This is a genomic window from Pseudomonas sp. KT_2_4 (assembly GCF_041410225.1).
GTDB classification, from domain to species: Bacteria; Pseudomonadota; Gammaproteobacteria; order Pseudomonadales; family Pseudomonadaceae; genus Aquipseudomonas; species Aquipseudomonas paracarnis.
In genome coordinates this window covers 4723125-4748562 of sequence record NZ_CP166962.1, presented here as the reverse complement: position 1 = coordinate 4748562, position 25438 = coordinate 4723125, and the positions used below count along the sequence as shown (strand labels likewise).

Sequence of the window (25438 nt, the reverse complement as noted above, 5' to 3'; positions counted from 1 at the left end):
GTGGCCATGACAGAACTCTCAGACGATGGGACCCTGATTTTCCTCCCTGTGCGATTGAACAATCAGCCAGTCATCATGGGCGGCCTTACCGCTGACGAAATGTGGGCCACCTTGGCGTTGAGCACCGGCGCAGGGCTGGTTATCGGTATTCCGGCCGCGATATTGACCCAGATTTGGGCACTTATCATCGGCGCCGCCATGCTCTGTGCTGTCCTAGGGCTGTTTCTTGCCAGTCGTTTCTTGCGTCGGTGGAAACGCGGCCGACCTGATACATGGCTATACCGCCAGATGCAATTGAACATCGCGCGGTTCTTTCCTACCTGGAATAAAGCCCTGCTGATTACTCGTACAGGTGCGTGGACCTGTCATCGAACGGAGGTTCAATGACTTACCGTAAAAAAGTAGACGCCCAACTGGCCCACATTAACAGCCTGCGCATGGTCATTGGTTTTCTCATTGCCCTGGGTCTGTACATGGCTTATGGCTGGCAGAGCGCACCGCGTGACCTAACTGTTCATGTACCTCCAGATCTACGTTCAGGTAGCACCCGTAAGTGGTGGGATATTCCACCGGAGTCGGTATACGCCTTCGGTCTGTACATTTTTCAGCAGATGAACCGTTGGCCCGTTGACGGTGAAACCGACTACGAGGACAACATTACCCGCTTGGAAAGCTACCTGACTCCCAGCTGCAAAGCCTACTTGCAGAAAGATTTCGAGCTACGCCGCAATAGCGGGGAACTGCGCAAACGTGAGCGGGGTGTATTTGAAATTCCAGGCAGAGGCATCGACGATAAGTCTGAGCAACATATTGAACAGCACAGCATCAATGACTGGACCGTCAACCTGGACATCACCGCTGACGAGCACTACGGCGGGGAGCGCGTAAAGCGGGCATTTGCTCGCTATCCGTTAAGAATTATCCGATTCGACGTCGATCCCGAAAAAAACCCATTCGGCTTGGCCTGGGACTGTTATAGCAGTAATCCACAACGCATCGAAGTCTCCGCAGAAACGACCAGAGCAGGAGGCAAATGATGACACGCCGCCTACTGATCATCGGGCTCGTAGCCCTTCACTTCTGCGGGTTGGCCAACGCCGTCGAAATCCTGCGCTGGGATCGTATCCCTATAGCACTGCCCTTGATCGTGGGTCAGGAGCGTATTGTCTTTGTGGACCAAAACGTACGGGTGGGTCTGCCTCGTAACCTCGTCGACAAACTGCGCGTGCAGAGCACCGGTGGTGCCCTCTACCTGTTGGCGAAAGAGCCGATTGAACCGACTCGCTTACAGCTGCAGAACATGAACTCCGGTGAGATCATGCTCGTGGATATCATCGCAACGGTAGGGAAACCAAATCAGGTCGCATCCGAGCCGGCTAAAATTGTAGCCGGGGACAGTCCCGCCCCGCGTTACGGCCAAGTCAACGCCAAACCTACAAGCAACCATTCAACTTCTTCCACGGCCCAAGCCAGCGCTCAAGCCGAGGAGGATGAGGACGCGCCGAAACCGCGTCGTGAGACCCCTCTTCCGGTGGTCATGACGCGCTATGCCGCACAGATGCTTTACGCGCCCCTACGCACCGTTGAGCCCGTGGAGGGGATTGCTCAGATCAATCTGAAGCGCGGTTTGGACCTCACCACCCTAATGCCGATATTGCCGGTCGAAGCCTCTGCGTTGGGGTCGTGGCGGTTAGACGAGTATTGGGTCACGGCGGTGAAGCTACGTAACACAAGCGCCCAAAACCTCACATTGGATCCGCGTGACCTGATGGGTGACTTTGTCACCGCGACTTTTCAGCATCCCTACCTTGGCGCCAAAGGTGATTCCAGCGACACCTCGACGGTCTACTTGGTGACCCGTGGTCATGGTCTAGCCGAATCGTTATTGCCGGCCGCCATCAGCCAGATCGATCCGAAGGGAGGCCGTCGTGAAGAGTAATCCACTTGTTAAATACCTGGTCATACCGTTCGCGATCCTGGCGATATACGTAGTGGTCAAATTATTCAATCGCGAAAGTGCCGACCAACAGGTTCATGCGCCGGAAACGGTTGTACTTAGTACGAAGGAGGCTAAAAAGCTTGGGGTTGACGGAGATACACCCAGCGACACATTGCGCACCATTGTCGTGGAAAGCAGACAACTCAAGGACCAAGTCTCCAATGCTTTGAAGAACAATGACGAACTAAAGCAACAGAACATCGAGCTGCAAAAACGCCTGCAGAACATCGACCTCAACGTCGATAACAAACTGCAGAACGTTCAGCAAACGATGAAGCAGGAGGCGCAACAACAGAGCCAAACCCTCTTGGACACACTGCAGCAGCAGTACAATACCCTGAGCAGCAAATCGGGCAGTGGCAATGAGTCTGGATCTGATTTGCCGATCGGCTTCGGCGTTCAGCCAGGTGACGGTCAAGGCTTCAAAGGCGGACCTGGCGCGGACGTTGTTTGGATAGAGCCGCAGGACGCAACGCCGGTCGATGTCAACGGCAAGCCCATCGCTGCAGGGACAAATCAAACGGCAAGCGGCTTCAACTTCCCGACCTCTTTTGGCGAGTCCGTGGACCGAGGACAAAATGCACTGCGCACGGGCGCTCAAAGTGTTGCGAATGAAATCTCGCCACAGGAGGCCCGCAAACAGGTGCGCAAGGTCTACACCTTGCCGCAGAACTCGACATTGATGGGTTCGGTGGCCATGTCCGCGCTGATCGGCCGGGTGCCCATTGACGGCACTGTCAACGACCCCTACCCGTTCAAGGTATTGATCGGGCCGGACAATCTCACGGCCAACGGCATCGACTTGCCCGACGTCGCCGGCGCGGTGGCCAGCGGAACGGCTTCCGGCGATTGGACCCTGTCTTGCGTACGCGGTCAGATCAAAAGCCTGACGTTCGTCTTCAATGACGGCACTGTGCGCACGCTGCCACAACCTCAGGAAGAAACGAATAGCAGTCAAAATAGTAACAATCAGAACAATGGCAACCAAACCACCATTCAGGGTGGCCTGGGCTGGATAAGCGATGCCTATGGCATTCCTTGTATCAGTGGCGACCGCAAAAGCAACGCCTCGCAATACATTGGCTCGCAGGTACTGATTACCGCCGCCGGCGCAGGTGCTGCCTCCCTCATCAAGTCAGATGGAAACAGCGGCTCTTTTATAAACCCTCAGTCCGGGACCATCGGTTCTGTCGGCGGCTCGGGCAGTGAAGCCATGGGCAAAATTATTGGCCAGGGCGTCAATGACGTCTCCAGCTGGGTCAACAAACTCTACGGGCAAGCCTTCGCAGCGGTGTATGTACAACCCGGGGCAAAGATAGCTGTGCACCTGGACCAGCAACTGACCATCGATTACGAACTCAATGGCCGCAAGGTCAACTATCGCTCAGGAGCCCGTCATGTTTCGACTGCGCTTGACTAATCATGGCTTAAAACTAGGTGCATACCTGGCCATCGCCCTACTCGCCTCGGCCTGTTCCACCAACAAAGACGAATTGCTCCCCCATGGGGACCGCACAATGATGGACGTTTGGGATCAAGGCTCCAGCGGCTCAAGCAGCTCGAGCAGCCGCCAATTGCTCGATGCACGCCAAGATCTTCGTCGGCCTCTGGAGACGAGGGAAACAGACAACACCATGTTCACACGTACCGCACAAAACGAGATCTACAGCCAATTTAAACGCCTACCCAATCCCGACCTGGTGATGTACGTCTTTCCTCATTTAGCGGGTTCAGACCCGGCACCGATCCCAGGCTACACCACGGTGTTTCCGCTGTATCAGCGGGTGCAATACGCCATGCCTGGCGAACGCACGGAGGCATATTGATGGGTTTTTTTGAACGATTCAAAACGCGACGGGCGACAGAGCGTGTGGAACCTGGCGTAACACCAGGTTCGCCGTTATCTGACGATGTGCAGGGACCAGCAACCGAGACGTTTGAGGCTGCTACAGAGCGTTACTACGAACGCCTTGCTGCCATGGGTATTCCCTCGCCGAGCGATTGGCGTAACCCAAAGAAAAAGCCAGCCACAACCGCTGATGCTGACCGTCTATACCACGTCAACCCCTCCTTCGTAGACCTACTGCCGTGGGTAGATTACCTGCCTGCAGAAAAAGCCATGCTATTGGAAGACGGCGTGTCTCGTGCTGCCTTTTTTGAGCTGACACCGATTGGTACTGAAGGTCGGGATCCCGAATGGTTACGCAAGGCCCGCGACGCCCTGGAAAACGCCCTCCAGGACTCCTTCGACGAGCTTGAAACCTCACCCTGGGTGGTTCAGCTCTATGCCCAGGACGAAACCAGCTGGGACGATTACCTTCAGCAACTGCATGACTACGTTCAACCACGCGCACAAGGCAGTGCATTCACCGAGCTTTATTTGAAGCTGATGAAGCAACACCTGGAATCCATCTCCAAACCAGGCGGGCTGTTTGAAGACACCAAGGTCAGCCAACTGCCCTGGAGGGGCCAACAGCGCCGCGTCCGTGTTGTTGTCTACCGCCGTACCCAAGGCGCGCAAGCGGATGTGCGAGGCCAGGCACCAGGTCCTTACCTGAAAATCATCTGCGATCGCTTGGTGGGCGGCTTGGCGAACGCCGGCATTAAAACCCATCGCATGGATGGCCACGCCATTCGCCATTGGCTGATTCATTGGTTCAATCCACGTCCCGATCATCTTGGCCCTGCCGATGCAGATATTCGCCGCTTCTACGAATTGGTGTGCAAGCAAGCACCTGGTGCTGCAGAGGGCGAGCTGCCGCTCGCCAGCGGCACTGACTTCTCGCAAAACCTGTTTTATCGCGAACCACTGTCAGATATAGAGAAAGGTCTGTGGTATTTCGACGGCCTTCCCCATCAGGTGGTGATGCTTGACCGCTTGAGGGATGCTCCCAAGACCGGGCACTTAACCGGTGAAACCCGAAAGGGCGGTGATGCGCTCAACGCACTGTTCGACAAAATGCCAGAGGACACCATTCTCTGTATCACTCTCGTGATCACCCCGCAGGACATTCTCGAAGGGCATCTGGAACAGCTTTCACGCAAGGCAGTTGGAGACACTCAGGCCTCGATCCTGACACGCGAAGACGTCGCCACCGCCCGTCAGTTGCTCGGGCGCAAGCACAAGCTGTACAGAGGTAGCGTAGCGTTTTACCTGCGGGGTAAAGATGATGCCCAGCTGCACGAACGCAGTTTGCAACTCAGCAGCGCATTGCTGGGTGCGGGCATGGAGCCGGTGGAACCTCGGGATGAAGTGGCACCGCTGAACTCCTACCTTAGATGGCTACCCGGCAACTTCGACCCCAATGCGCGCAAAGCACTGGAGTGGTACGCACAACTGATGTTCGCCCAACACATTGCGAACCTGGCCCCCGTCTGGGGTAGGTCGACCGGAACCGGGCACCCGGGTATTACCCTGTTTAACCGTGGGGGAGCGCCGATAACCTTCGACCCGCTGAACAAGCTGGACCGGCAGATGAACGCGCATTTGTTCATTTTCGGGCCTACGGGTTCAGGTAAATCGGCCAGCGCGACAAACATCCTTAGCCAAATCATCGCCATCTATCGGCCACGTCTATTCATTGTGGAGGCTGGCAACAGCTTCGGCTTACTCGGTGATTTCGCCAAAAAGTTGGGTTTGACGGTAAACCGGGTTCGACTTGCACCTGGATCGGGTGTCAGCCTCGCGCCATTCGCTGATGCCGTGAAGCTCATCGAACCCAGCCAAAACGTGAAGATTATCCAAGCTGATGATCTTGAGGCGTCGGACGAACATCTGACTAGCCAGACCGAGGATGAACAACGCGACATCCTGGGCGAGATGGAAATTGCGGCCAGGCTGATGATCACCGGTGGTGAAGAAAAAGAGGATGCCCGTCTTACTCGTGCCGACCGTAGCGCCATCCGCCAATGCATACTGAATGCAGCGAAAAAATGCGTGACGGAGCAACGTATCGTTCTGCCGGAAGATATCCGTGAAGCGCTGCGAGAAATGGGACTCGAGCCCGGTATTCCAGACGCCCGAAGCTCACGATTCTTGGAGATGGCGGAAGCCTTGTCCATGTTCTGTATGGGCACCGAAGGCGACATGTTCAACCGTCCTGGCACCCCATGGCCAGAAGCGGACATTACCATTGTCGACCTTGCCACCTATGCGCGAGAAGGCTATAGCGCACAGATGGCCATCGCTTATATTTCCCTGCTCAACACGGTCAACAACATTGCCGAGCGTGACCAGTTTAAAGGCCGTCCGCTGATCTGCTTCACCGACGAAGGCCACATCCAGTTGAAGGTCCCACTCCTATCCCCCTACTCCGTCAAGATTACCAAAATGTGGCGAAAGCTCGGCGCCTGGTTCTGGATGGCCACCCAGAACGTTGACGACGTGCCGCCAGAGGCCTCAGCCCTGCTCAACATGATCGAGTGGTGGATGTGCTTAAACATGCCGCCTGATGAGGTGGAGAAGATCGCGCGGTTTCGTGAACTGACTCCTGCACAGAAGTCGATGATGCTGTCAGCGCGTAAAGAAAGCGGCAAATTCACCGAGGGCGTCGTGTTGTCCAAAAGCATGGAAATGTTATTCCGGGCGGTACCACCGAGTTTGTATCTGGCCCTGGCCATGACCGAGCCGGAAGAGAAAAAGCAACGCTTCGACATCATGCAAGCCAAAGGCTGCAGCGAGCTGGATGCGGCCATTGAAGTTGCTGCAACGCTTGACCGCTATCGCGGTATCGAACCTCACATCATTACTTTCCCCGAGCAAGTCACGGCCTTGGAGCGCCAAGCATGAGAGCATTGAATTCCCTGACCCAGAACCTTATAGAAAGTCTGACCCAGCTGCTTGAACAACCGGGTGAAGACGCCCTTCAAACCCTTGAGGTGTGTGCCCCCGTTTTGATAGAGCAACTGCAACAGGTTTTGGTTCGTGCGGTGGATCGTCGTGACATCGAGTCCCAACTTCACGCGGTGTTAGCCAATTGGCTGCTACAGCACCCACAACCCGAGAATGCTGAGAACGCTCTTCTTGAGGCCCTTCGTAAACAAGCGCTGCTTTCATCGAAGCCAGCAGAGGCTCGGGCATGATAGGCCTTCGCAAATATTGGTTGATGCTGGGGTGCGTTTTGGCAGGCACATCGATGGCCTGCTTAGCCCTCACTCGAAGTGAGATACCATCCCCGCACAACACAGGCCCGTGGTTGTTTGGTCCTTCCAAAGCACGCTGGACTGTGACTGAGTTCGCGGATCTGGAGTGCCCCTACTGCAAGACGTACACACCTGCGTTGAAAACCTGGATACAGCAGCAGAAGGATGTAAACCTGCAGTGGCATCATCTGCCACTGGATGTGCACGGTCCGACCGCATTACACGAAGCCAAGCTCGCTGAATGTGCGGGGGCGCTTGGTGGCGCACCTGCCTTCTGGCAAGCCATTGACCAGATTTTTGACCGGACCCGTAGCAACGGTGAGGGTTTCAATGGGCATCTGAACGTCGTTGATGTTACTTACCAGGACTTATTGTCCTGTGCAGCTACCGACAAAGTGATCGCCCGGCATGTTGGCCAACAGGTCGAGGAGGCCCTCAAAGCGGGCATTACGGCAACTCCTACTGTGATAATTAAAGACAACACGACTGGCAGCTCCGTAAAGCTTGAGGGACCAGCTGACGGGGTATTGTTATTATCAGCTCGTGATTGGCTGGCTCAAAAAAAGAGCTGCGACGCTCTGCAAAAGTCGAACGTTAAATCACTTAGCCATTGTCATTAAATGAGCTTGCATTCCATTCATACATTTTCATGCCCGGCATGTCCTACGCGTGGGCCGAAAGAGACAGCGCAAATACGGTGTTTGCAACTGCAATCAGGGTCAGTTTCATACGACTTTTTCTTGAGGATTGATGGGCTCAACTGAGAGGTGCCGGCGACGCATCAGTCGATAGGCTGCCGGAATGACAAACAGCGACAGCAAGGGCGCGGTAATCATGCCTCCAACCATGGGTGCCGCAATTCGGCTCATCACCTCGCTGCCGGTCCCGCTGCCCAGCAAAATGGGTAACAAGCCAGCAATGATGACAGCCACAGTCATGGCTTTGGGCCGAACGCGCTGGACAGCGCCTTCACGAATCGCGGCCATCAGCCCGTGCTCGGTCCTATCGCCGAGGTCTTCACGCTCAGCCCAGGCGTTCTTCAGATAAAGCAGCATAATTACGCCAAATTCGGCAGAAACACCGGCCAAAGCGATAAAGCCGACACCAGTGGCGACCGACAGGTTGAATCCCAATAGATAGAGAAACCATACCCCACCAGTCAGTGCGAATGGCAGAGTGGCCATGATCAGCAAGGCCTCATCGAAGCGAGCAAAGGTTAAATAAAGCAGCACGAAGATGATCAACAGCGTGGCAGGCACCACCAGCTTGAGTCGTGCGTTGGCCCTTTCGAGAAATTCGAACTGTCCTGCGTAGCTCAGGCTCATACCAGGCTGCAACTTAACCTGCTCGCTGACGACCCGTCGTAGATCGGCGACTACCGAAGCAATATCCCGTCCCCGCACGTCGATATACACCCAGCCTGAAGGTCGGGCGTTCTCACTCTTAAGCATCGGCGGACCATCGCTGACCTTGATCTTCGCAACGGTGCCAAGAGTGATCTGGCTGCCTAGAGGGGTATAGATAGGTAACTGCTCCAGAGCGCCGAGTGAATCCCGCCACTCACGAGGGTAACGTACGTTAATTGGGAAACGAGCCAACCCTTCAATCGTCTCCCCGACGTTTTCACCGCCGATTGCGCCGGCCACGATCGATTGCACATCGGCAATATTTAACCCATAGCGGGCCGCAGCTTTACGATCGATATCCACATCAATATAGCGGCCACCGGTCAGTCGTTCGGCCAACGCTGAACTCACACCTGAGACATCCTTGGCAACACGTTCGATGGCTTGGGTGACGGCATCGATCTCCGTCAGGTTGGTACCGGCAACCTTCACACCAATAGGGCTTTTTATGCCAGTGGCCAGCATGTCGATGCGGTTACGAATCGGCGGTATCCAGATGTTGGTCAATCCTGGGACACGCACCGCTTGGTCTAGCTCCTCAACGAGCTTTTCCTGGGTCATGCCTGGGCGCCACTGTTCGTGTGGTTTGAATTGGATGGTGGTTTCGAACATTTCCAAAGGTGCTGGGTCAGTCGCGGTTTCAGCGCGGCCGGCTTTGCCGAAAACGTGTTCGACCTCTGGAACTGTCTTTATCAGACGGTCAGTCTGTTGAAGCAGTTGCGCGGCCTTCTGCGCCGATAATCCAGGCAGAGCTGATGGCATATAGAGCAGGTCCCCTTCGTCCAGCGGGGGAAGAAACTCACCACCCAGACGAGAGATCGGCCACAACGCGCTGACAAAGACTAGCAACGCAACCAGCAGCGTTATTTTAGGTCGATGTAATACGGCGTCCAGAGCGGGTTCGTAGATCCGGATCAACCAGCGATTTAGCGGATTCTGCTGCTCATTGGGAATTCGTCCACGAATCCAATACCCCATCAACACCGGTACGAGAGTTACCGACAGTCCAGCCGCTGCGGCCATAGCGTAGGTTTTGGTGAACGCCAATGGACCGAATAGACGTCCTTCCTGAGCCTCCAGCGTGAACACCGGAATGAACGACAGGGTGATGATCAGCAGACAGAAGAACAATGCAGGTCCTACCTCGGCAGCCGCTTCAGTCATCACGTGCCAATGACGTTCACCTTTCAGTTCCTCCCCAGGATTGGCCACGTGCCAAGCCTCGACCTTCTTGTGGGCATTTTCAATCATCACCACGGCAGCGTCGACCATAGCGCCGATGGCGATGGCAATCCCGCCAAGGGACATGATGTTGGCGTTGATACCCTGATAGCGCATCACGATGAAGGCGATCAGCACCCCAACCGGCAGGGAAATGATTGCCACCAGAGATGAACGCAGGTGCCAGAGAAAGATTCCGCAGACCAACGCGACGACGATGAACTCTTCGATCAGCTTGTGGCTGAGGTTTTCCACGGCACGATCAATCAACTTGCTGCGGTCGTAGGTGGTGACGATTTCAACCCCCGCCGGCAGACTGCTTTTCAGCTCGTCGAGTTTGGTTTTGACCGCCGCAATGGTTTCACGAGCATTCTTCCCGCTGCGCAGAATCACCACGCCGCCGACGGTCTCACCTTCACCGTCGAGTTCGGTAATGCCTCGACGCATCTCAGGCCCTAACTGAATCGTGGCAACATCGCCCAACGTGACCGGCACACTGCCCGCGCCCAGTTTGAGCGGGATGGCGCGAAAGTCATTGAGCGTCTTTAGGTAGCCGGAAGCTCGTACGATGAACTCTGTCTCCGCCATTTCCAGCACGGCTCCACCGGTTTCCTGATTGGCTTTGCCGATCGCCTCGGTCACCTCAGACTGCGTGATACCCAAGTTCGCCAACTTTAGCGGATCGAGCTGGACCTGATACTGTTTGACCATGCCACCTACGGTGGCAACTTCCGCAACGTTCGGCAGCGTCTTGAGCTCGAATTTGAGAAACCAGTCCTGTAGGGCTCGCAGTTGCGCCAGATCGTGCCCACCGCTGCGATCAACCAACGCGTACTGGAAAATCCAGCCAACGCCAGTGGCATCAGGTCCTAAGGCTGGCTTAGCACTGGCTGGTAGGCGGCTTTGTATCTGGCTCAGGTATTCCAACACCCGCGAGCGGGCCCAGTACAAGTCAGTTCCGTCTTCGAACAGCACATAAACGAAGCTGTCGCCAAAGAAGGAGTAACCGCGCACAGTCTTGGCCCCAGGTACCGAGAGCATGGTGGTTGCCAGTGGATAGGTCACCTGGTTTTCGACGATCTGTGGGGCTTGGCCTGGGTAAGGTGTACGGATAATTACCTGAACATCCGACAGGTCTGGCAATGCATCGATGGGCGTACTTTGAACCGCCCAGATCCCCCATGCCGTGACGAACAGCGTCGCCAGCAACACAAGAAAGCGGTTGGCCACCGACCAGCGAATAAGGGCCGCAATCATGGCTGGCCCCCAGAGCGTTCCAGACGTTCAACACGCAGACCATCGTCCGTCTGGCTAACAGCGATCCGAACCTTGTCGCCCGTTTTTAGGCCCTTCATCAGAGCAGGAGTGGCGAGAGGGAAAGTCATCGTCATGCCTGGCATACCCAATGTCTTGAAGGGACCGTGGGCGAGCGTGACTTCTTTGTCGTTGATCTCAACGATCTGACCATCGGCCTCATGCAAAGCGCCAACGGGCATAGTAGATGGCGAAACGTCCAATGAGCTTGCGACAACGCCCTTGAGACTGGCCTCCGAGTCGAGCAGGAACTGGCCAGAGGTCACCACTTTCTGCCCCTCTTCCAAGCCTTTCAATATCGCCGTCTTGCCATCGTTATCCTGGCCTAGCTGCACCTCCACCGGGCGATATCGACCAGCGTCTTCAGAGAGCATGACCAACGCACGTCGACCGGTACGAATGACGGCCTCGCTCGGCACCCACAGAACACTTTGCTCCGTTGAACGATTGAGGCTTACCTGTGCGGTCAAACCTGGTCTGAGTCGGCCATCTGGATTGGGTAACTCAACTCGAACGCGAAGTGTGCGACTGTCCGAACTGGTTTCCGGAAGAATCGCACTGACGACGCCCTTGAGCACAACTCCAGGGAATGCGGATAAACGCGCTTCAGCTGCTTGCCCTACTACGATTGACCCAGCTTCCGCCTCTGGTACAGCCACGGCCAGCCAGACACTGCTCAAACCATTAACACGAGCCAACGTCTCGCCTGCGGCCACCGTCATACCTTCACGCACACTCAGCTCTTGAAGCACACCACCAATAGGGCTGGTCAGCGTCAGGTTCGATTGAACTTTGCCAGTGCGCTCAACTTGAGCAATTAACGTAAGTGGCATTCCGGTTAGCCGCAGTCGCTGCCGGGCCGCTGTCAGCAAGCCAGCATCGCCACTACGCTTGAGGGCGAGAAATTCCTCCTGAGCAGCTGCCCACTCCGGCACCAAGATATCTGCCAAGGCGGCATTCGCTTTCAGCACATCACCAGGTGCGTGGGCATACACACGCTCGACAAAACCCGCTGTACGGGCCTGAATGACTGCAACGTCCCGTTCGTTGAAGGCCAGCACACCTACCACGTTCAGTGTCGAGGCAAATACGCCTCGACTGACACTAGCCAGTCGCACACCAAGGTTCTGAGTCAGGCTTGGATCAATTCGAATGGCAGCGCTGTCCCCCTTGGTATCTGCGTATTGAGGGATCATCTGCATGTCCATGAAGGGTGACTTACCCGGTTTATCGAATTTCTGTTGTGGGTACATGGGATCATACCAATACAGAACTTTTCGATCGGCAGAGGCTTTGGGTTCATGATCCGGTACGACACCAGCTACTCCGCTCATTCGCGGTTGGGCTAACCAGTAACCCCCGGCAACACCCAAGGCAATCGAGATGCCGATGATTAAAGTCCCTTTCCATAATTTAAAAATCATTGAGCGGACTCCCCGTAAGAGAAATACAGGCGAGCGCTGGTCAGGGCACGTTGCTCTTCAACGTCAACCTGCTTGAGACGGGCTTCGATGAGTTCGCGTCGGGCGGCAACAACCGAGTTCAAATCACCCTTGCCGGAGCGGTAGCTGGCCATCGTGAGTTCGACCTTTTCTTTAGCCAACGGCAACAAGCTTTCCTGATTACGGCTGACTGCACGATTGAGGCGCTCGTAGTCAGCCAACTCATCCTCCAGTTGCTGGGTATGCTCGCGTGACAGGGCTTCGCGCTCAGCCTCAAGCTGGTTTAGTTCGGCGTGCTTGGCCGCAATCTTGGGGTTTTGCCGAGAGTTAGGGAACAGCGGGAGATCCCATGAAAACTGCACGCTGACCATGTCACCGAATTGTTGGCCTCGGTGCTGATAATCGAATTCCCAGCTCCAGTCAGACTGCTTTTCCGCCTCAGCTTCACGGATCTTGGCTTGTGCTTCACGGGTCATCGGCACAAAAGCCGCTAATTCGGGGTGATGTTGCAGCTTATGGGAGTAACCTGAGGTCTCAATAGGCCAATCAGGCAAACCGCCTACCGGTTTGTCATCGGCGGCAGGGCCAATCCAGCGCTTGAGGGCGGCCCGGGCCTGTGCACGTTGACGAACTAAATCATCCTGCTGCTCAGCCAGTTGAGCAGCTTCCTGTTTAGGTGTCACCGCATCGGCGGGTTGGGCTCGGCCACCCGCAATCTGAGCTCTGACGGTATCGGTCAGAAGACGGTTTTCTTTGTAGAAGTCCTGGAACAACGCATCTTTACGCTCAACCGAGTAGCTTCTGATCCAGGCTAATGCCGTGGACTGTCGGACGTTCAGACGCGCCACTCGACGCTCGGCTGACGCTCGATCAACAGCCGCATCCGCGACCTCGATACGTGCTTTGCGCTTGTCGCTGTTGGGCATCTCCTGCCTAATCCCGACCACTTGCATGGTCATGAAGTCCTGGTCGATGCTCCATCTGTCGGGTCCACCAATGGGGTAGTTCTGCACGCCCAGCAGTAGCTTGGGATCGGGTAGTTCGCCGGCGGGAATGGCCGCGCTAGTGGCTGCTTGAATTTTGGCGTCTTGTGCGGTCAACGATGGTGCATTGTTTTCGGCCAGACGCAGCGCTTCATCGAATGTCAATGCGCTAGCGAAGCTCGGCAATGCAAGTACGCTTGCCGCCAGGCCGGCCAGGAAGGACCAACCTGTGCAACAGCACTTGGAGTTCATGTTCACGATTCCTGTGATGATCCACCGCGCGCTTCATAAGACATGCGCGCAGATATGCCATCCCGCTAACGCGGAATGAGGCTCAGTGTGGTACAGGAATCAAGTACGTGGGGGTCGCCATACCCCTGAAGAGGTTTGTACGAGCGGGAAATGGCTGGAGAATGATAGAATGAGAGGACTGGACAGGGTGATAGGAGGCTTGATGATCGATACTTGCAACATGCCGCCAGTTTTGCATTCCTGACCGGGCTTACAAGGTTTGCCATGCTCGGTGGGACTTTTCATGTCGTGGCAGCAGTCTTGCCCCATACCATCCATCATCGCCATGCCCATGGTTTTCATCGGGCATGGTTCAATCGATGTCTGAACACCCGCCATCCCGCTGAGGGGAAGCGCCAAGCTAATCAGGAAAATTAGGCAAAACCGCAGGTAGCGTTTCATGAGCTGGAGTGTAGACGGTGCAAATGGCCCTTACAATTCACCCTTGAGACTCCTTAGTCGGCCATCACCAACCGCTATGCCGCGCTCATTTCCATGACCGGGCTTAAAGTACCTAACCATGCGACTAGACAAATAATGATGACTGCCATTGAAAATTCGAGCTTCATGCTACGGCGCAAGGCATTGACCGCGACAGCATAGTCTCCATTTCGAACAGAACGTTCCAAGAGCGGGCTTAGGTGAAAACGGTTGAGCGTCGCTAATACGATCATCCCGGCAAAGAGCAGGACCTTCAAAAATAGCAACTCGCCATAAGTGCTGAGCATCACCTCATCGAGATTTGGCCCAACGATAAATAGGTAGTTCGCCACTCCCGTAATGCTGATGATCACTACAATCACCGCGCCGGCCGATTCAAACCCTGTCAGTACCCGAGCAAGAATTCGTGCTTCTCGCTCACCTTTCAGTGATTTCAAACGCAGCAGCAGGGCAAATGCCGCTAGCGCACCCAACCAACCGCCTGCGGCCAAAAGATGGAAGATATCGCTAATAAAGTGCCAGTAGCGACGGCTCCCCTCGTCCATTGCTCCGTGCCCTGTCCATGCCAGCGTCGCTAGCGCAATCGCGCCACAGACAGTGACAATCCAAAGACTCAGTGTTGGAAAGCGCTTGTTCAGGGAAACGCCAATAATGGCCGTCACCAACGCCCCTATTCGGACCATCCAGGTCAAACCGACGTCAGTCCCCATGAGAACCATTTGAAAGATATGGTGATGTAGCTCCATGAAACCCGACACGCCACTCATTGCTTTCGCAAGTAACAACATGGCGGCAAGGGACAGAGCTACACCTACAGCAGAAGTACTGTAAAGAAGCGACTCAAAATTCAAAACTGTTCCCGATATTCTTTCTTTTCCCCTGAGGCTATAAAGACCAAAAATTGCCAGTCCAAATAACAGCATCAGGTCGAAATAAAGAGCAAAGCGAACAACGATATTTAATGAGTCGCTCATGAATCATTTCACTTTGAAAGAAAAGTTGCCGGTAATCGGGTGAGTGTCCGAGGAAACGGCACGCCATTCGACTTTGTAAGTACCCGTGGTCAATGGCGATGCGGGTGTAATAACCATCGTCTTCGGATCACCGCCACCTGCCACGTTAGCTTTTACGCCCATAGGTGAATTCGGCATACCAGGCATATCGGTCATAATCAGCTTTGCACCAGAGAACTGAGTCGTTAGATTCTCAGAAAAGTGCAGTTCGATTTTAGACGGAGCCGCCGCATCCGATCCTTCAGCGGGAGTAGAAGAAACCAGCTTTGGATGCGCCTGAGCAACTGCACTCAGAAGCAAACCCGCAGTCAGCGCAACAGCTACGGTGGTAGTTTTAAGGAATGACATGCAAGACTCCTGACAGCAAAAGCTGTTGGTTCTAGGTTTTTAGGGAATATCTAGTTTTTTACTTTTTGACGCTCGTTAAAACCACTGACGAATACCTAGCAAATTCCGTGTTCTAGGGCCGGCTGGACAGGGAGGAATCACAAGATTTCCAACGTCACAGTGCGAGTACACGATGCCACATGAACGCAAACTGTTCGATTACATTTCAGTCAGCTTGGGGCGGGTTTTTGGCACTGATCTGCCCGGATACGGCGCCAAATACGCGACTTTCTTTGGAACGCTCCAAGAGTTTTCTCTCATCCAAAAACGATCCTATTGAGCTAACCACATGTTGCCTGCATACATATGAACAAGGTGTCTTAGACCTTTCTTGCATCAGCACATGGGAGTTCAATATGAAAGGCTGTTATTCCGTTTAACGACGTACACCATATTTTTCCGTCATGCGCTTCAATGATAGATCGAGTAATCGATAAACCTAGCCCTGCATTACTTGGACTTCCTTCTCTGCGAGCTGGGTCCACGCGATAAAATCGATCAAACAGCTTTTCAAGATGCTCGGACGCAATGGGCTCTCCCGGGTTCTCCACAGAGACTGATATTGAAGTTCCTTTCTGCCGAATATCGACAGTAATACACTTTCCTTCGGGGGTGTACCGGAGCGCATTTGAGAGCAGATTAGAGATGGCCCTGTCGAGCATGAGTACGTCACCTCGGACGCTACCCCTGCCTGTGACCTTCAGGTCGATCCCTCGCTCATCAGCCAGCAAACGGTAGTACTCGAGTAATTTCTCTACTACTGCTACCAGGTCAATCGGTTTGTTTTCATGTGTAATTAGACCGTTATCTGATTTCGCTAGAAAAAGCATGTCATCAATCATACGTCCCATACGTTTCAAGTCATCAAGATTTGAGTACAGATTGTCCTCGTAGTCCTCAATATTTCTTTTTCTAGATAAAATCACTTCAGTGTGAGTCATCAAATTGCTAACGGGTGTCCGTAATTCGTGAGCAATGTCCGCAGAGAAGTTCGATAAACGAACAAACGCATCGTCCAGTCTAGATAACATTGCGTTGAACGAGAGCACCATCTGCTGGAGCTCTTGGGGAACGGGACCTAATGGAATACGCTCTTTGAGCGATTTAGCTGACATCGAAGCTGCTACCTGAGTGACTAGGCGAATAGGTCGTAGTCCACTACGCGCTACCATCCAGCCCAGTGCAGCACTGACCAGCGCGCTTATCACCAGTCCTATCCAAAACCATCGTTCAAGCGTCTCGAAGAAGGCCATATGTTGAGTAACATCAAAGATCAACATCACTGTCAATGGCTTGTCCTGCCCCGTCACTATGGCTTGCGCCGTCACGCCTCGAAATATCTGCTCCTGGTCTCGCCACTCCCAGACATTGCTGTTTGTGACCGTTCGGAAGTCTTCAGGAACTACGATCGGACCTGGGTCAGCAAACAGGAGCTTACCGTCACCATCGATGATAAGAGCTGTCAAATCACGATGAGCACCAAGCAGTGCCTCCAGCTCAGGCTTAACATCACTGAATTGATCAATGCTGTTCAACCCAGTCAAAATTCTTTGCGTCGAGTGAAGCTTTTCGTTCAGCGCCTGCTGATCCAGCATCTTGAAATGATGCCGGCTGAGGTTGTTAAAACTGAGTCCAGCGACGGTGAGCACAGCCGTTACAGCTAGCATGAACATCAGGCTCATGCGCGTAGTCAGGGACATTCGCTTCATTCCGACCCCGTCCCCGAATCCGGCGCATCCAGCATGTACCCCATGCCTCGAGAGGTGTGGATAAGCTTGACCTCAAAATCATCATCAATCTTTGCTCTGAGCCTCCTGACAGCAACCTCGATGACGTTAGTATCGCTGTCAAAGTTCATGTCCCAGACCTGGGAAGCAATAAGCGACTTGGGCAGAACCTCACCTCGACGACGGAGCAGCAATTCGAGCAACGCAAACTCTTTGGCCGTTAGATCTATACGTTTGCCTGCGCGGATAACCCTGCGTTTGAGGAGGTCCACCTCCAAATCAGCCAATTTCATATGGGTTTGGGAGGGGGCAGTGGTACCTCTACGCAGCAGCGTTCTGACGCGAGCCAGCAATTCAGAAAATGCGAAGGGTTTGATCAGGTAATCGTCAGCCCCCAGCTCAAGTCCTTTTACCCGATCCTCAACTCGGTCTCGCGCCGTGAGGAAAAGCACAGGGACATTTTTTCCGGATGCTCTCACTTTCTGAAGTACTTCCCAGCCATCCAGCCCAGGCATCATCACATCGAGAATCAGCAGGTCATACGCCTCGCTCAAGGCGTGCTGAAGCGCGTCTTTGCCATTGGTAAAACGATCAACATTGAACCCCGCCTCGGTGAGTCCTTGCTGCAAATAAATACCTATTTTGGGTTCGTCTTCCGCAACCAGAAGTCTCATGGGGATGGCTCTCGAATAATTGTGAGGCTGAGTCTGCAATGAAATGCCTCTGCCAACCAGCAACTGACAGAAAAGTAATATTGGCTTCAGGTAGATGTCAGCGAGTGCTGTCTAGGGTTCGAGCATGAGTACTTTCTGGTGCTCGACCGACTCTTAACCATGAAAGCTAGAGGAGCCGGAAAACAAATCAAAAAGGAGCTTCCTCATGAACCGTTTAAAAGTCCTATTCTTTGCTAGTTCGATACTCATCTCAGCATCTGCGTTGGCTGAAGGTGGTGCAGATCGGATTATGGAGCGCATGGAAAGCCTGCGCGATAAAGCCGAAGCGACCTTGGTACAAGCTGAAAAAGCTCCTGAAGGGCAGCGCCATGTTCACATGGCCGAGCATATGAAAATACTGGGCGAGATCATGGGCCAGCTTCATCTAGATCATCCAAAAGCATCAATGTCACCTCAGGAACATCTCGCCTGGATGGAAAAACACGACGCCATGTTGATGACGTTTTGAACCAAATGCAGCGCGAGCACAAACTGATGCTTTCTGAGAACCATCAGTAACCGAATAACTCCTACGGGGCTCTCTGAACCGCCCACTAGACACGGCGTCATCTGGGCGCCGTGTTTTCTCAGGAAAACTGACAGAAATGTAGTGTTCAAGTCAGTTAACGCTCAGCTCTATCCCTTTAGCATAGCTAGTATTTTCCACTGGCTCTCGAGGTCACCATGAAAACTAAGCTCATTACTCCAGTTATTGCGGCAATCACCCTACTCCTCGGCGCTACGGCGATGGCCAGCGTAGGTCATGGGAAAGAGGATATCGGTCAGCCTGGAGTCGCCTCAGAGGTCACTCGCACGGTTGATGTAGAGATGGGTGATATTTTCTTCAAAACTAAAAGCATCGACGTAAAGCCCGGTGAAACGGTTCGCTTTGTACTTCACAACAAAGGGGCGTTGCTGCACGAGTTCAATATCGGCCAAGCCGCTGCTCACGCGGCGCACCAAAAAGAAATGGCGAGCATGTTCCAGAATGGAACGCTTACACCCACCGGAACTGGAAAAATGTGGGGCAACATGGGCCATAGCATGGGAGGCATGAAGATGGTTGGAATGGAACACAACGACCCGAATAGCGTGCTGATCGAGCCAGGGGCAACCAAGGAGTTGATCTGGACCTTCAACAACACAACTGGACTTCAATTTGCCTGCAACGTGCCAGGTCATTACCAGTCGGGGATGGTCGGTCAATTTGACTTGAAGTAAGCCTGAACCGACCGCTAAAACCGCGTCGACGCAAGAGTTCGCTATGCTCTGAGGCAGAGATCAGAGCAACACGCTCACACACGGGGTCTAGATCATGGATAAGCATCAGCATCCGGCTGGAAGCACCTCCCCACCATTTTGGAGGCGCAAAACAGGCGTTGTACTGATCATGCTCATTGCGATCGGTGCCTTTTACGGGGTGCGGGAACATTTCACCCACGTTTATCCGTATTTGCCCTACCTCATCCTGTTGATCTGTCCATTGATGCATTTTTTTGGACATGGACATGGCGGACATGACCATGGCGATCAGGCAGGAACCAACAAGGAAGAGAAATAGCTATGCCCACTCCACCGAGCCACCACGATCACGGTCCCGCCCACGCTGCCTCACCCAATGACGGTGGTCTACGCGACCCGGTGTGCGGTATGGCGGTTATACCTCCAAGTAAATTTGGCGAGTCTTACCAAGGACAGACGTATCAATTTTGTAGCCAGAAATGCCAAGAGAAATTTCGGGCAGATCCAGAACGCTACATTGGTAATCATCCCAGCGCTGAACCCAGCAGCGCCGCTATAGAGCCCACGCTACAGGTAGCCACTGAGTTTACCTGTCCTATGCACCCGGAAATAAGACAGCCAGGGCCCGGCAATTGCCCTAAATGTGGCATGACATTAGAGCCCGTCATGCCCGCGCTTGATGACGATGACAAACCCGAGCTCCTGGATTTCACCCGCCGCTTTTGGTGGTCGCTGCCTTTAACCGTAATGGTGGCCCTTCTAGCCATGGCGGGTCACTCATTACAAATCTTCCATGGTTCGGTTCAAAACTGGATCGAGTTCGCTCTTGCCACTCCGGTCACCTTATGGGCAGGTTGGCCCTTTTTTGTAAGAGGCATAGCATCCGTTAGAAATCGCAGTCCAAACATGTGGACTCTGATTGGTTTAGGTACTGCCGCAGCCTATCTTTACAGCGTCGCGGCAACCCTATTTCCCCAAAGTTTTCCCACCACCTTCATGCAAGATGGACGCATCGGCGTCTACTTCGAAGCCGCTGCGGTCATCATCTCGCTCACCTTGCTTGGGCAGATTCTTGAGCTCAAAGCACGGTCACAAACCTCCGCCGCCATTAAGTCCCTTCTTGGCCTATCTCCCAAGACTGCACGCAGGATCAACGCCGATGGTCAGGAGGAAGACATTCCTCTTACCCATGTTCACTTGGGAGACCATTTGCGGGTCAGACCTGGTGAAAAAGTGCCAGTTGATGGCTCTGTACTCGAGGGAGAAAGTGCGGTGGATGAATCCATGCTCACTGGTGAACCTGTGCCGGTCATGAAAAGAGCAGGGGATAGTCTGATCGGTGCCACGCTTAATACTCATGGAAGCTTGGTGATGGAGGCGCGAAAGGTCGGCGCTGACACCATGCTGTCGCAGATAGTACAAATGGTCGCACTAGCCCAACGCTCCAAAGCGCCCATGCAACGAATGGCCGACTCGATCGCCGGCTACTTTGTGATGGCGGTTATCGCGATTGCGTTGCTGACCCTCATAGGTTGGGGACTGTTCGGCCCGGAACCCAGCTGGGTCTTCGGCCTGATCAACGCTGTCGCCGTGCTTATCATCGCTTGTCCCTGTGCTCTGGGTCTGGCAACGCCCATGTCGATCATGGTTTCGACGGGTAAAGCCGCCAGTATGGGTGTGCTGTTCAGAGATGCCAGTGCCATCGAAAACCTTTGCAAGATCGACACACTGATTGTCGATAAAACGGGAACCCTGACAGAGGGACGGCCGGTATTTCACAGTGTGGAGGCCACACCAGATTTCAACCCACGCGATGTGCTTCAACTGGCCGCTAGCCTTGATCAAGGCAGCGAACATCCTTTGGCACACGCCATCGTCGATCACGCCCGAACTGAAAATATTGCGCTCACCAAGCCTGAATCGTTTGAGTCCGGCTCAGGGATTGGGGTGAGTGGTCTCGTTGATGGCAAGAAAGTACAGCTGGGCAACACTGCACTGATGGAAGCTGCCGGCGTGAGCACAAAGGTCTTACAAGAACGTGCAGAGTTGTTGCGCCTTGAAGGCATCAGCATCATCTATCTAGCAGTTGACGGGGTCTTGGCAGGATTACTAGCGGTCTCAGACCCGATAAAACCGACCTCTAAAGAAGCAGTCACCAAGCTTAAGGCTGATAACGTAAAAATCATCATGGCCACGGGAGACGGGCTCACCACCGCACGTGCTGTCGCCAAGGAGATGGGTATTGAAGAGGTTCATGGTGAAGTGAAACCTCAGGACAAGGAGCGCCTGGTGGCGGACCTCCAGCAATCCGGTCGAAAGGTTGCCATGGCCGGCGACGGTATCAACGACGCACCGGCCTTGGCGCGAGCAGATGTGGGCATTGCCATGGGTACAGGGACTGACGTCGCGATGAATAGCGCGCAGCTCACGCTGGTAAAAGGCGACCTGATGGGGATTTTACGGGCACGGGCACTTTCGGTTGCAACGGTAAAAAACATGCGGCAAAACTTGGGGTTCGCCTTCCTTTACAACTCAATGGGTATTCCCCTCGCCGCAGGCCTGCTCTATCCACTGACGGGGCACCTTCTGTCTCCAATGATTGCTGCGTTAGCCATGAGCGTCAGTTCTGCGTCTGTAGTTTTCAATGCTTTGAGGCTGAGGAATACCCGAATTGAATGAGCGTAACCGATGCTCACAGCCCGCTATACATAACTCTTGACCTTACCGTGGTGTCAACGTTGATCTTGTTGTTGCGGTGAAAATAGACTGCTCAGCACAAGAGGAATAACCATGTTCGTCTTAAACGTATCAGGCATTGGTTGCGGTAGCTGCGTCAGCAAAATCACCAAAGCAATTCAGTCACTGGACAGCGAGGCTATGATTTCCGTGGATCGCGCAGCAGGTAAGGTAAGCGTTGAAAGCAGTGAAAACCCAGAGCAAGTCCGTAAAACTGTCGAAGCACTCGGTTTCCCTTCCCAAATCAGCGCCTGAGGCGCTGATTCCCTCGCTGGGTAAAGTTTATTATTCACCTCGCAGAGCTTTAAGTAGCCCCTTAAATGCTCCATTTAATCTAGTAAAGGCGGTTTCGAAATGAATTTCATTTTCCGTATACTTTGCGACCTCGACCTGTTGATCCACAGTATTTTGATCAATGGAAGGTTGGTTCGGCGTACTGTAAAGCAAAGCACCGCCGTGAATATCACTTACTAATTCGTTTACGGCAATATGTTTTGGGTTTGTTGTTTTTAAAGAGAACGGAGTAGCCAAACCTCCTTTTGTTTGGCTAGCCAGTACAGCAGAAAAGTCCAAGTCCCTGGCCTTAAAGTTAGGAGTGTCGGCATTAGCGATATTATTGCTAAGTACCTCAGCTCGTTGGCTGCGAAAACGTAATGCTCTTTCTGCGGAGCCAAGCGCTTTGTCAAAATTAATACTCACCGGTGGCCACCTTTAGTTACGCTGCCATTTAATTCCCACCTATCGAACACTCAAGTGCTTAACGTAGTGCGTCCGAGCCGATGTATGATTTCAGCGAAAAACTCAAAAAACGCCACGCCATCGTGCAGTGACCGGAAACTTACAACGCCGCACAGGTAAATTTTAGATGGTGGATGGAGGTTATGTGTCGTTGGATAGCTTAGACCTTACGGACTAATCACTCTGCATCTCAAGAGAAATATCGCAACCTGACACAACTGTAATATTGGCCTAAGCTTCCTGACAGGGGATGAGTCTTATAGTCCTATTGAGCCTCAAGCTCACCCCCTAGAGTCAACGACTGATGTGGATTCAGGGGTCACCAATAATCATCCGAGGCCCCCCAAATGAACCCTATCAAAACCTTGTTCGTCATCGCGGCTCTGACCGTCTCTTCTTTGGCTATGGCTGAAGGGGGTGGTGACCGGACTTTCGCACGCATGGAAGTGGCCAGGAATAATTCGATGGAATCGTACCGAGTAGCTCAAACGCAAAATGCCCAACATCCCGTCGCTGAAAGCAAAGCCAAGGCGATGGATCACAAGAATTGCTAAATAGCTAGCCCTCCAAGCTGACAGAAATGTAATCACTGCGGTGGTTTAAATGTGGCAATTTCTGAGCTCGCTTGCCGTAAGAGTTTGTCTTTTGTGACGGTGGGCAAAGCTGATCCGGGCAACTCATGATCGGTTGTTTCGCACGGCTTCCCTTTTGACTGATTGGAAATAAACGGCATGCATTCCAAAACCTCTAGACGGACATTCGTAAAAGGCTTGGCCGCTGGTGGCATTCTCGGCGGCTTTGGCCTTTGGCGCACTCCAGTATGGGCGGTGACAAGTCCAGGTCTGCCGAGCGTACTCACCGGCAATGAATTTGATCTGTTTATTGGTGAAACACCTGTAAACATTACCGGCTCGCCGCGAACAGCCATGACCATCAATGGATCATTGCCAGGACCTTTGCTGCGTTGGCGCGAAGGAGAGACAGTCACCCTGCGTGTAAAAAACCGCCTGGACCAAGACACCTCAATCCATTGGCACGGGATCATTCTGCCGGCCAATATGGACGGTGTACCTGGCTTGAGTTTCCATGGCATCGCACCCGACGGCATGTACGAGTACAAGTTCAAGGTTCATCAGAATGGTACGTACTGGTACCACAGCCACTCGGGCTTACAGGAGCAGGCAGGGGTTTACGGGCCAATCGTTATCGACTCGAAAGAGCCTGAACCTTTTCAATACAACCGCGACTATGTGGTGATGTTGACTGATTGGACCGATGAAGATCCTAGTCGCGTCATGGCCAAGCTTAAGAAACAGTCGGGCTACTACAACCACCATAAACGCACCGTTGGTGATTTTATCGACGATGTCAGTAAGCAAGGTTGGTCAGCTACAGTAGCTGACAGGAAGATGTGGGCTGAAATGAACATGAGCCCAACCGACCTTGGAGACGTCAGCGCAGATACTTACACCTATCTCATGAATGGCCAGGCGCCAAACGGTAACTGGACCGGTATTTTCAAGCCGGGTGAGAAGCTACGACTACGCTTTATCAACGGCTCGGCGATGAGCTATTTCGACGTCCGCATTCCTGGTTTGAAAATGACCGTTGTGGCCGCCGACGGCCAACACGTCAACCCAGTGAGTGTTGACGAATTCCGCATCGCCGTAGCTGAAACGTATGACGTGATCGTAGAGCCTGCCAGTGAAGAGGCTTACACCATCTTCGCCCAGTCTATGGATCGGACGGGTTATGCACGCGGAACCCTCGCTCTTCGTGAAGGGCTAGTTGCTCAGGTACCTGCTATAGATCCACGTCCAATCGTCACTATGGATGACATGGGGATGGGCGGTATGGCTGGTATGGACCATGGCAGCATGGCTGGTATGGGCGGCGCAGAGAAGACACCAGGTGACATGTCCGGCATGGCGGGCATGGCGGGCATGGACCACAGCAAGATGACCGGTATGGACCAAAGTGACATGACCGGGATGACCGGCATGGACAGCGGTGACATGACTAACATGGCGGGCATGGATCACAGCAAGATGGCTGGGATGGGCAATGGTGATATGTCAGGGATGGCTGGCATGGGTGGTATGGGTGGAGAAATGCAGACACACCCTGCCTCTGAAACCAACAATCCCCTGGTTGATATGCAAGCCATGAATCCAACGCCAAAGCTAAGTGATCCGGGCATAGGCTTGCGGAACAATGGTCGTCGAGTGCTCACTTACTCCGACTTGAAAAGCACTTTCCAAGACCCTGACGGCCGCGAGCCAAATCGTACCATCGAGCTTCATTTGACCGGTCACATGGAGAAGTTTTCGTGGTCGTTCAACGGCATCAAATTCTCTGACGCCGAACCGCTGCGCCTGAAGTATGGCGAGCGTCTGCGCATCACCTTGGTGAACGACACCATGATGACACACCCCATCCACCTTCACGGCATGTGGAGTGACCTTGAGGACGAGAACGGCAAGTTCATGGTGCGCAAGCACACGATCGATATGCCACCAGGTACCAAACGCAGCTATCGAGTCACCGCTGATGCCTTAGGCCGTTGGGCATATCACTGTCACCTGCTTTTCCATATGGAAATGGGCATGTTCCGTGAAGTACGGGTTGATGAGTAAAGGAGAC

23 protein-coding genes and 1 pseudogene are annotated in these 25438 nt (G+C 53.6%); 15 read left to right on the top strand and 9 right to left on the bottom strand.

The genetic code is table 11. The annotated features are described in order from the left end of the window. Window positions 1-6 precede the first annotated feature (6 nt). Genes AB9N64_RS21815 through AB9N64_RS21780 form a run of 8 tightly spaced genes read left to right on the top strand, consistent with a single transcriptional unit; the run spans window position 7 to window position 7761 of the window. Entirely contained in the window at window positions 7-387 is a 381-nt protein-coding gene (locus AB9N64_RS21815) for a TIGR03750 family conjugal transfer protein (RefSeq protein ID WP_008437403.1), read from the top strand. Then, entirely contained in the window at window positions 384-1037 is a 654-nt protein-coding gene (locus tag AB9N64_RS21810; protein ID WP_020302977.1) for a PFL_4703 family integrating conjugative element protein, read from the top strand. Before AB9N64_RS21815 ends, AB9N64_RS21810 begins: the two co-directional genes overlap by 4 nt. Beyond that, a complete protein-coding gene (locus AB9N64_RS21805) occupies window positions 1037-1939 on the top strand; it encodes a TIGR03749 family integrating conjugative element protein (protein ID WP_008437410.1) in 903 nt (300 codons plus the stop codon). The genes AB9N64_RS21810 and AB9N64_RS21805 overlap by 1 nt, the downstream gene beginning before the upstream one ends. After that, on the top strand, window positions 1929-3419 hold the full coding sequence (locus AB9N64_RS21800) for a TIGR03752 family integrating conjugative element protein (RefSeq protein ID WP_024073352.1): 1491 nt from the start codon (window positions 1929-1931) through the stop codon (window positions 3417-3419). The genes AB9N64_RS21805 and AB9N64_RS21800 overlap by 11 nt, the downstream gene beginning before the upstream one ends. Further along, window positions 3397-3825, top strand: a complete 429-nt coding sequence (locus AB9N64_RS21795) for a TIGR03751 family conjugal transfer lipoprotein (RefSeq protein ID WP_008437412.1) — start codon at window positions 3397-3399, stop codon at window positions 3823-3825. The genes AB9N64_RS21800 and AB9N64_RS21795 overlap by 23 nt, the downstream gene beginning before the upstream one ends. Continuing rightward, on the top strand, window positions 3825-6788 hold the full coding sequence (locus AB9N64_RS21790) for a conjugative transfer ATPase (protein WP_024073351.1): 2964 nt from the start codon (window positions 3825-3827) through the stop codon (window positions 6786-6788). Before AB9N64_RS21795 ends, AB9N64_RS21790 begins: the two co-directional genes overlap by 1 nt. Continuing rightward, window positions 6785-7081 carry a hypothetical protein gene (locus tag AB9N64_RS21785; protein ID WP_008437414.1) on the top strand — a complete coding sequence of 99 codons (297 nt, stop codon included), beginning with the start codon at window positions 6785-6787 and terminating at the stop codon, window positions 7079-7081. The genes AB9N64_RS21790 and AB9N64_RS21785 overlap by 4 nt, the downstream gene beginning before the upstream one ends. Further along, the gene (locus AB9N64_RS21780) at window positions 7078-7761 is read left to right on the top strand and encodes a DsbA family protein (protein WP_008437415.1); all 684 of its coding nucleotides are present in this window, start codon (window positions 7078-7080) and stop codon (window positions 7759-7761) included. The genes AB9N64_RS21785 and AB9N64_RS21780 overlap by 4 nt, the downstream gene beginning before the upstream one ends. 105 nt (window positions 7762-7866) lie before the next feature. On the opposite strand, the gene AB9N64_RS21775 is transcribed toward AB9N64_RS21780, so the two are convergent. The 8 genes from AB9N64_RS21775 to AB9N64_RS21740 form a co-directional block, all read right to left on the bottom strand. Beyond that, the gene (locus AB9N64_RS21775; RefSeq protein ID WP_008437418.1) at window positions 7867-11025 is read right to left on the bottom strand and encodes an efflux RND transporter permease subunit; all 3159 of its coding nucleotides are present in this window, start codon (window positions 11023-11025) and stop codon (window positions 7867-7869) included. Further along, on the bottom strand, window positions 11022-12506 hold the full coding sequence (locus tag AB9N64_RS21770; protein WP_008437420.1) for an efflux RND transporter periplasmic adaptor subunit: 1485 nt from the start codon (window positions 12504-12506) through the stop codon (window positions 11022-11024). The genes AB9N64_RS21775 and AB9N64_RS21770 overlap by 4 nt, the downstream gene beginning before the upstream one ends. Beyond that, a complete protein-coding gene (locus AB9N64_RS21765; protein WP_008437421.1) occupies window positions 12503-13759 on the bottom strand; it encodes a TolC family protein in 1257 nt (418 codons plus the stop codon). Before AB9N64_RS21765 ends, AB9N64_RS21770 begins: the two co-directional genes overlap by 4 nt. Before the next feature lie 99 nt (window positions 13760-13858). Then, window positions 13859-14200 carry a hypothetical protein gene (locus AB9N64_RS21760; protein ID WP_073844967.1) on the bottom strand — a complete coding sequence of 114 codons (342 nt, stop codon included), beginning with the start codon at window positions 14198-14200 and terminating at the stop codon, window positions 13859-13861. 74 nt (window positions 14201-14274) lie between these two features. After that, entirely contained in the window at window positions 14275-15213 is a 939-nt protein-coding gene (gene copD / locus AB9N64_RS21755; RefSeq protein WP_008437423.1) for a copper homeostasis membrane protein CopD, read from the bottom strand. A gap of 3 nt (window positions 15214-15216) precedes the next feature. Next, window positions 15217-15600 (bottom strand): copper homeostasis periplasmic binding protein CopC, encoded by a 384-nt coding sequence (gene copC / locus AB9N64_RS21750; RefSeq protein WP_008437424.1) that lies wholly within the window; start codon window positions 15598-15600, stop codon window positions 15217-15219. Window positions 15601-15959: 359 nt separating this feature from the next. Beyond that, a complete protein-coding gene (gene copS, locus AB9N64_RS21745) occupies window positions 15960-17348 on the bottom strand; it encodes a copper resistance membrane spanning protein CopS (protein ID WP_008437425.1) in 1389 nt (462 codons plus the stop codon). After that, window positions 17345-18040 (bottom strand): heavy metal response regulator transcription factor, encoded by a 696-nt coding sequence (locus AB9N64_RS21740; protein WP_008437429.1) that lies wholly within the window; start codon window positions 18038-18040, stop codon window positions 17345-17347. The genes copS and AB9N64_RS21740 overlap by 4 nt, the downstream gene beginning before the upstream one ends. Window positions 18041-18245: 205 nt before the next feature. Here AB9N64_RS21740 and AB9N64_RS21735 point away from each other — a divergent pair. The 5 genes and pseudogenes from AB9N64_RS21735 to AB9N64_RS21715 all read left to right on the top strand — a co-directional run bounded on the left by AB9N64_RS21735 (window position 18246) and on the right by AB9N64_RS21715 (window position 22312). Further along, window positions 18246-18598, top strand: a pseudogene (locus tag AB9N64_RS21735) (co-regulatory protein PtrA N-terminal domain-containing protein). Between the two features lie 165 nt (window positions 18599-18763). Beyond that, window positions 18764-19300, top strand: coding sequence for a plastocyanin/azurin family copper-binding protein (locus tag AB9N64_RS21730; RefSeq protein WP_008437431.1), 537 nt, complete (start codon window positions 18764-18766; stop codon window positions 19298-19300). Window positions 19301-19394: 94 nt separating this feature from the next. Next, window positions 19395-19640 (top strand): DUF2933 domain-containing protein, encoded by a 246-nt coding sequence (locus AB9N64_RS21725; protein WP_032899631.1) that lies wholly within the window; start codon window positions 19395-19397, stop codon window positions 19638-19640. A 2-nt stretch (window positions 19641-19642) separates the two neighbouring features. Beyond that, a complete protein-coding gene (locus AB9N64_RS21720; protein WP_024073349.1) occupies window positions 19643-22000 on the top strand; it encodes a heavy metal translocating P-type ATPase in 2358 nt (785 codons plus the stop codon). A 111-nt stretch (window positions 22001-22111) separates the two neighbouring features. Next, entirely contained in the window at window positions 22112-22312 is a 201-nt protein-coding gene (locus AB9N64_RS21715) for a heavy-metal-associated domain-containing protein (RefSeq protein WP_008437435.1), read from the top strand. A 30-nt stretch (window positions 22313-22342) separates the two neighbouring features. Here AB9N64_RS21715 and flgB read toward each other — a convergent pair whose 3' ends face one another. Further along, window positions 22343-22756, bottom strand: coding sequence for a flagellar basal body rod protein FlgB (gene flgB, locus AB9N64_RS21710; protein WP_008437437.1), 414 nt, complete (start codon window positions 22754-22756; stop codon window positions 22343-22345). A 386-nt stretch (window positions 22757-23142) separates the two neighbouring features. Here flgB and AB9N64_RS21705 point away from each other — a divergent pair, with 386 nt between their 5' ends. Both AB9N64_RS21705 and AB9N64_RS21700 read left to right on the top strand, forming a co-directional pair. After that, the gene (locus tag AB9N64_RS21705; RefSeq protein WP_019821302.1) at window positions 23143-23349 is read left to right on the top strand and encodes a co-regulatory protein PtrA N-terminal domain-containing protein; all 207 of its coding nucleotides are present in this window, start codon (window positions 23143-23145) and stop codon (window positions 23347-23349) included. Between the two features lie 177 nt (window positions 23350-23526). Further along, window positions 23527-25431 carry a copper resistance system multicopper oxidase gene (locus tag AB9N64_RS21700; protein ID WP_008437439.1) on the top strand — a complete coding sequence of 635 codons (1905 nt, stop codon included), beginning with the start codon at window positions 23527-23529 and terminating at the stop codon, window positions 25429-25431. Window positions 25432-25438: the final 7 nt, after the last annotated feature.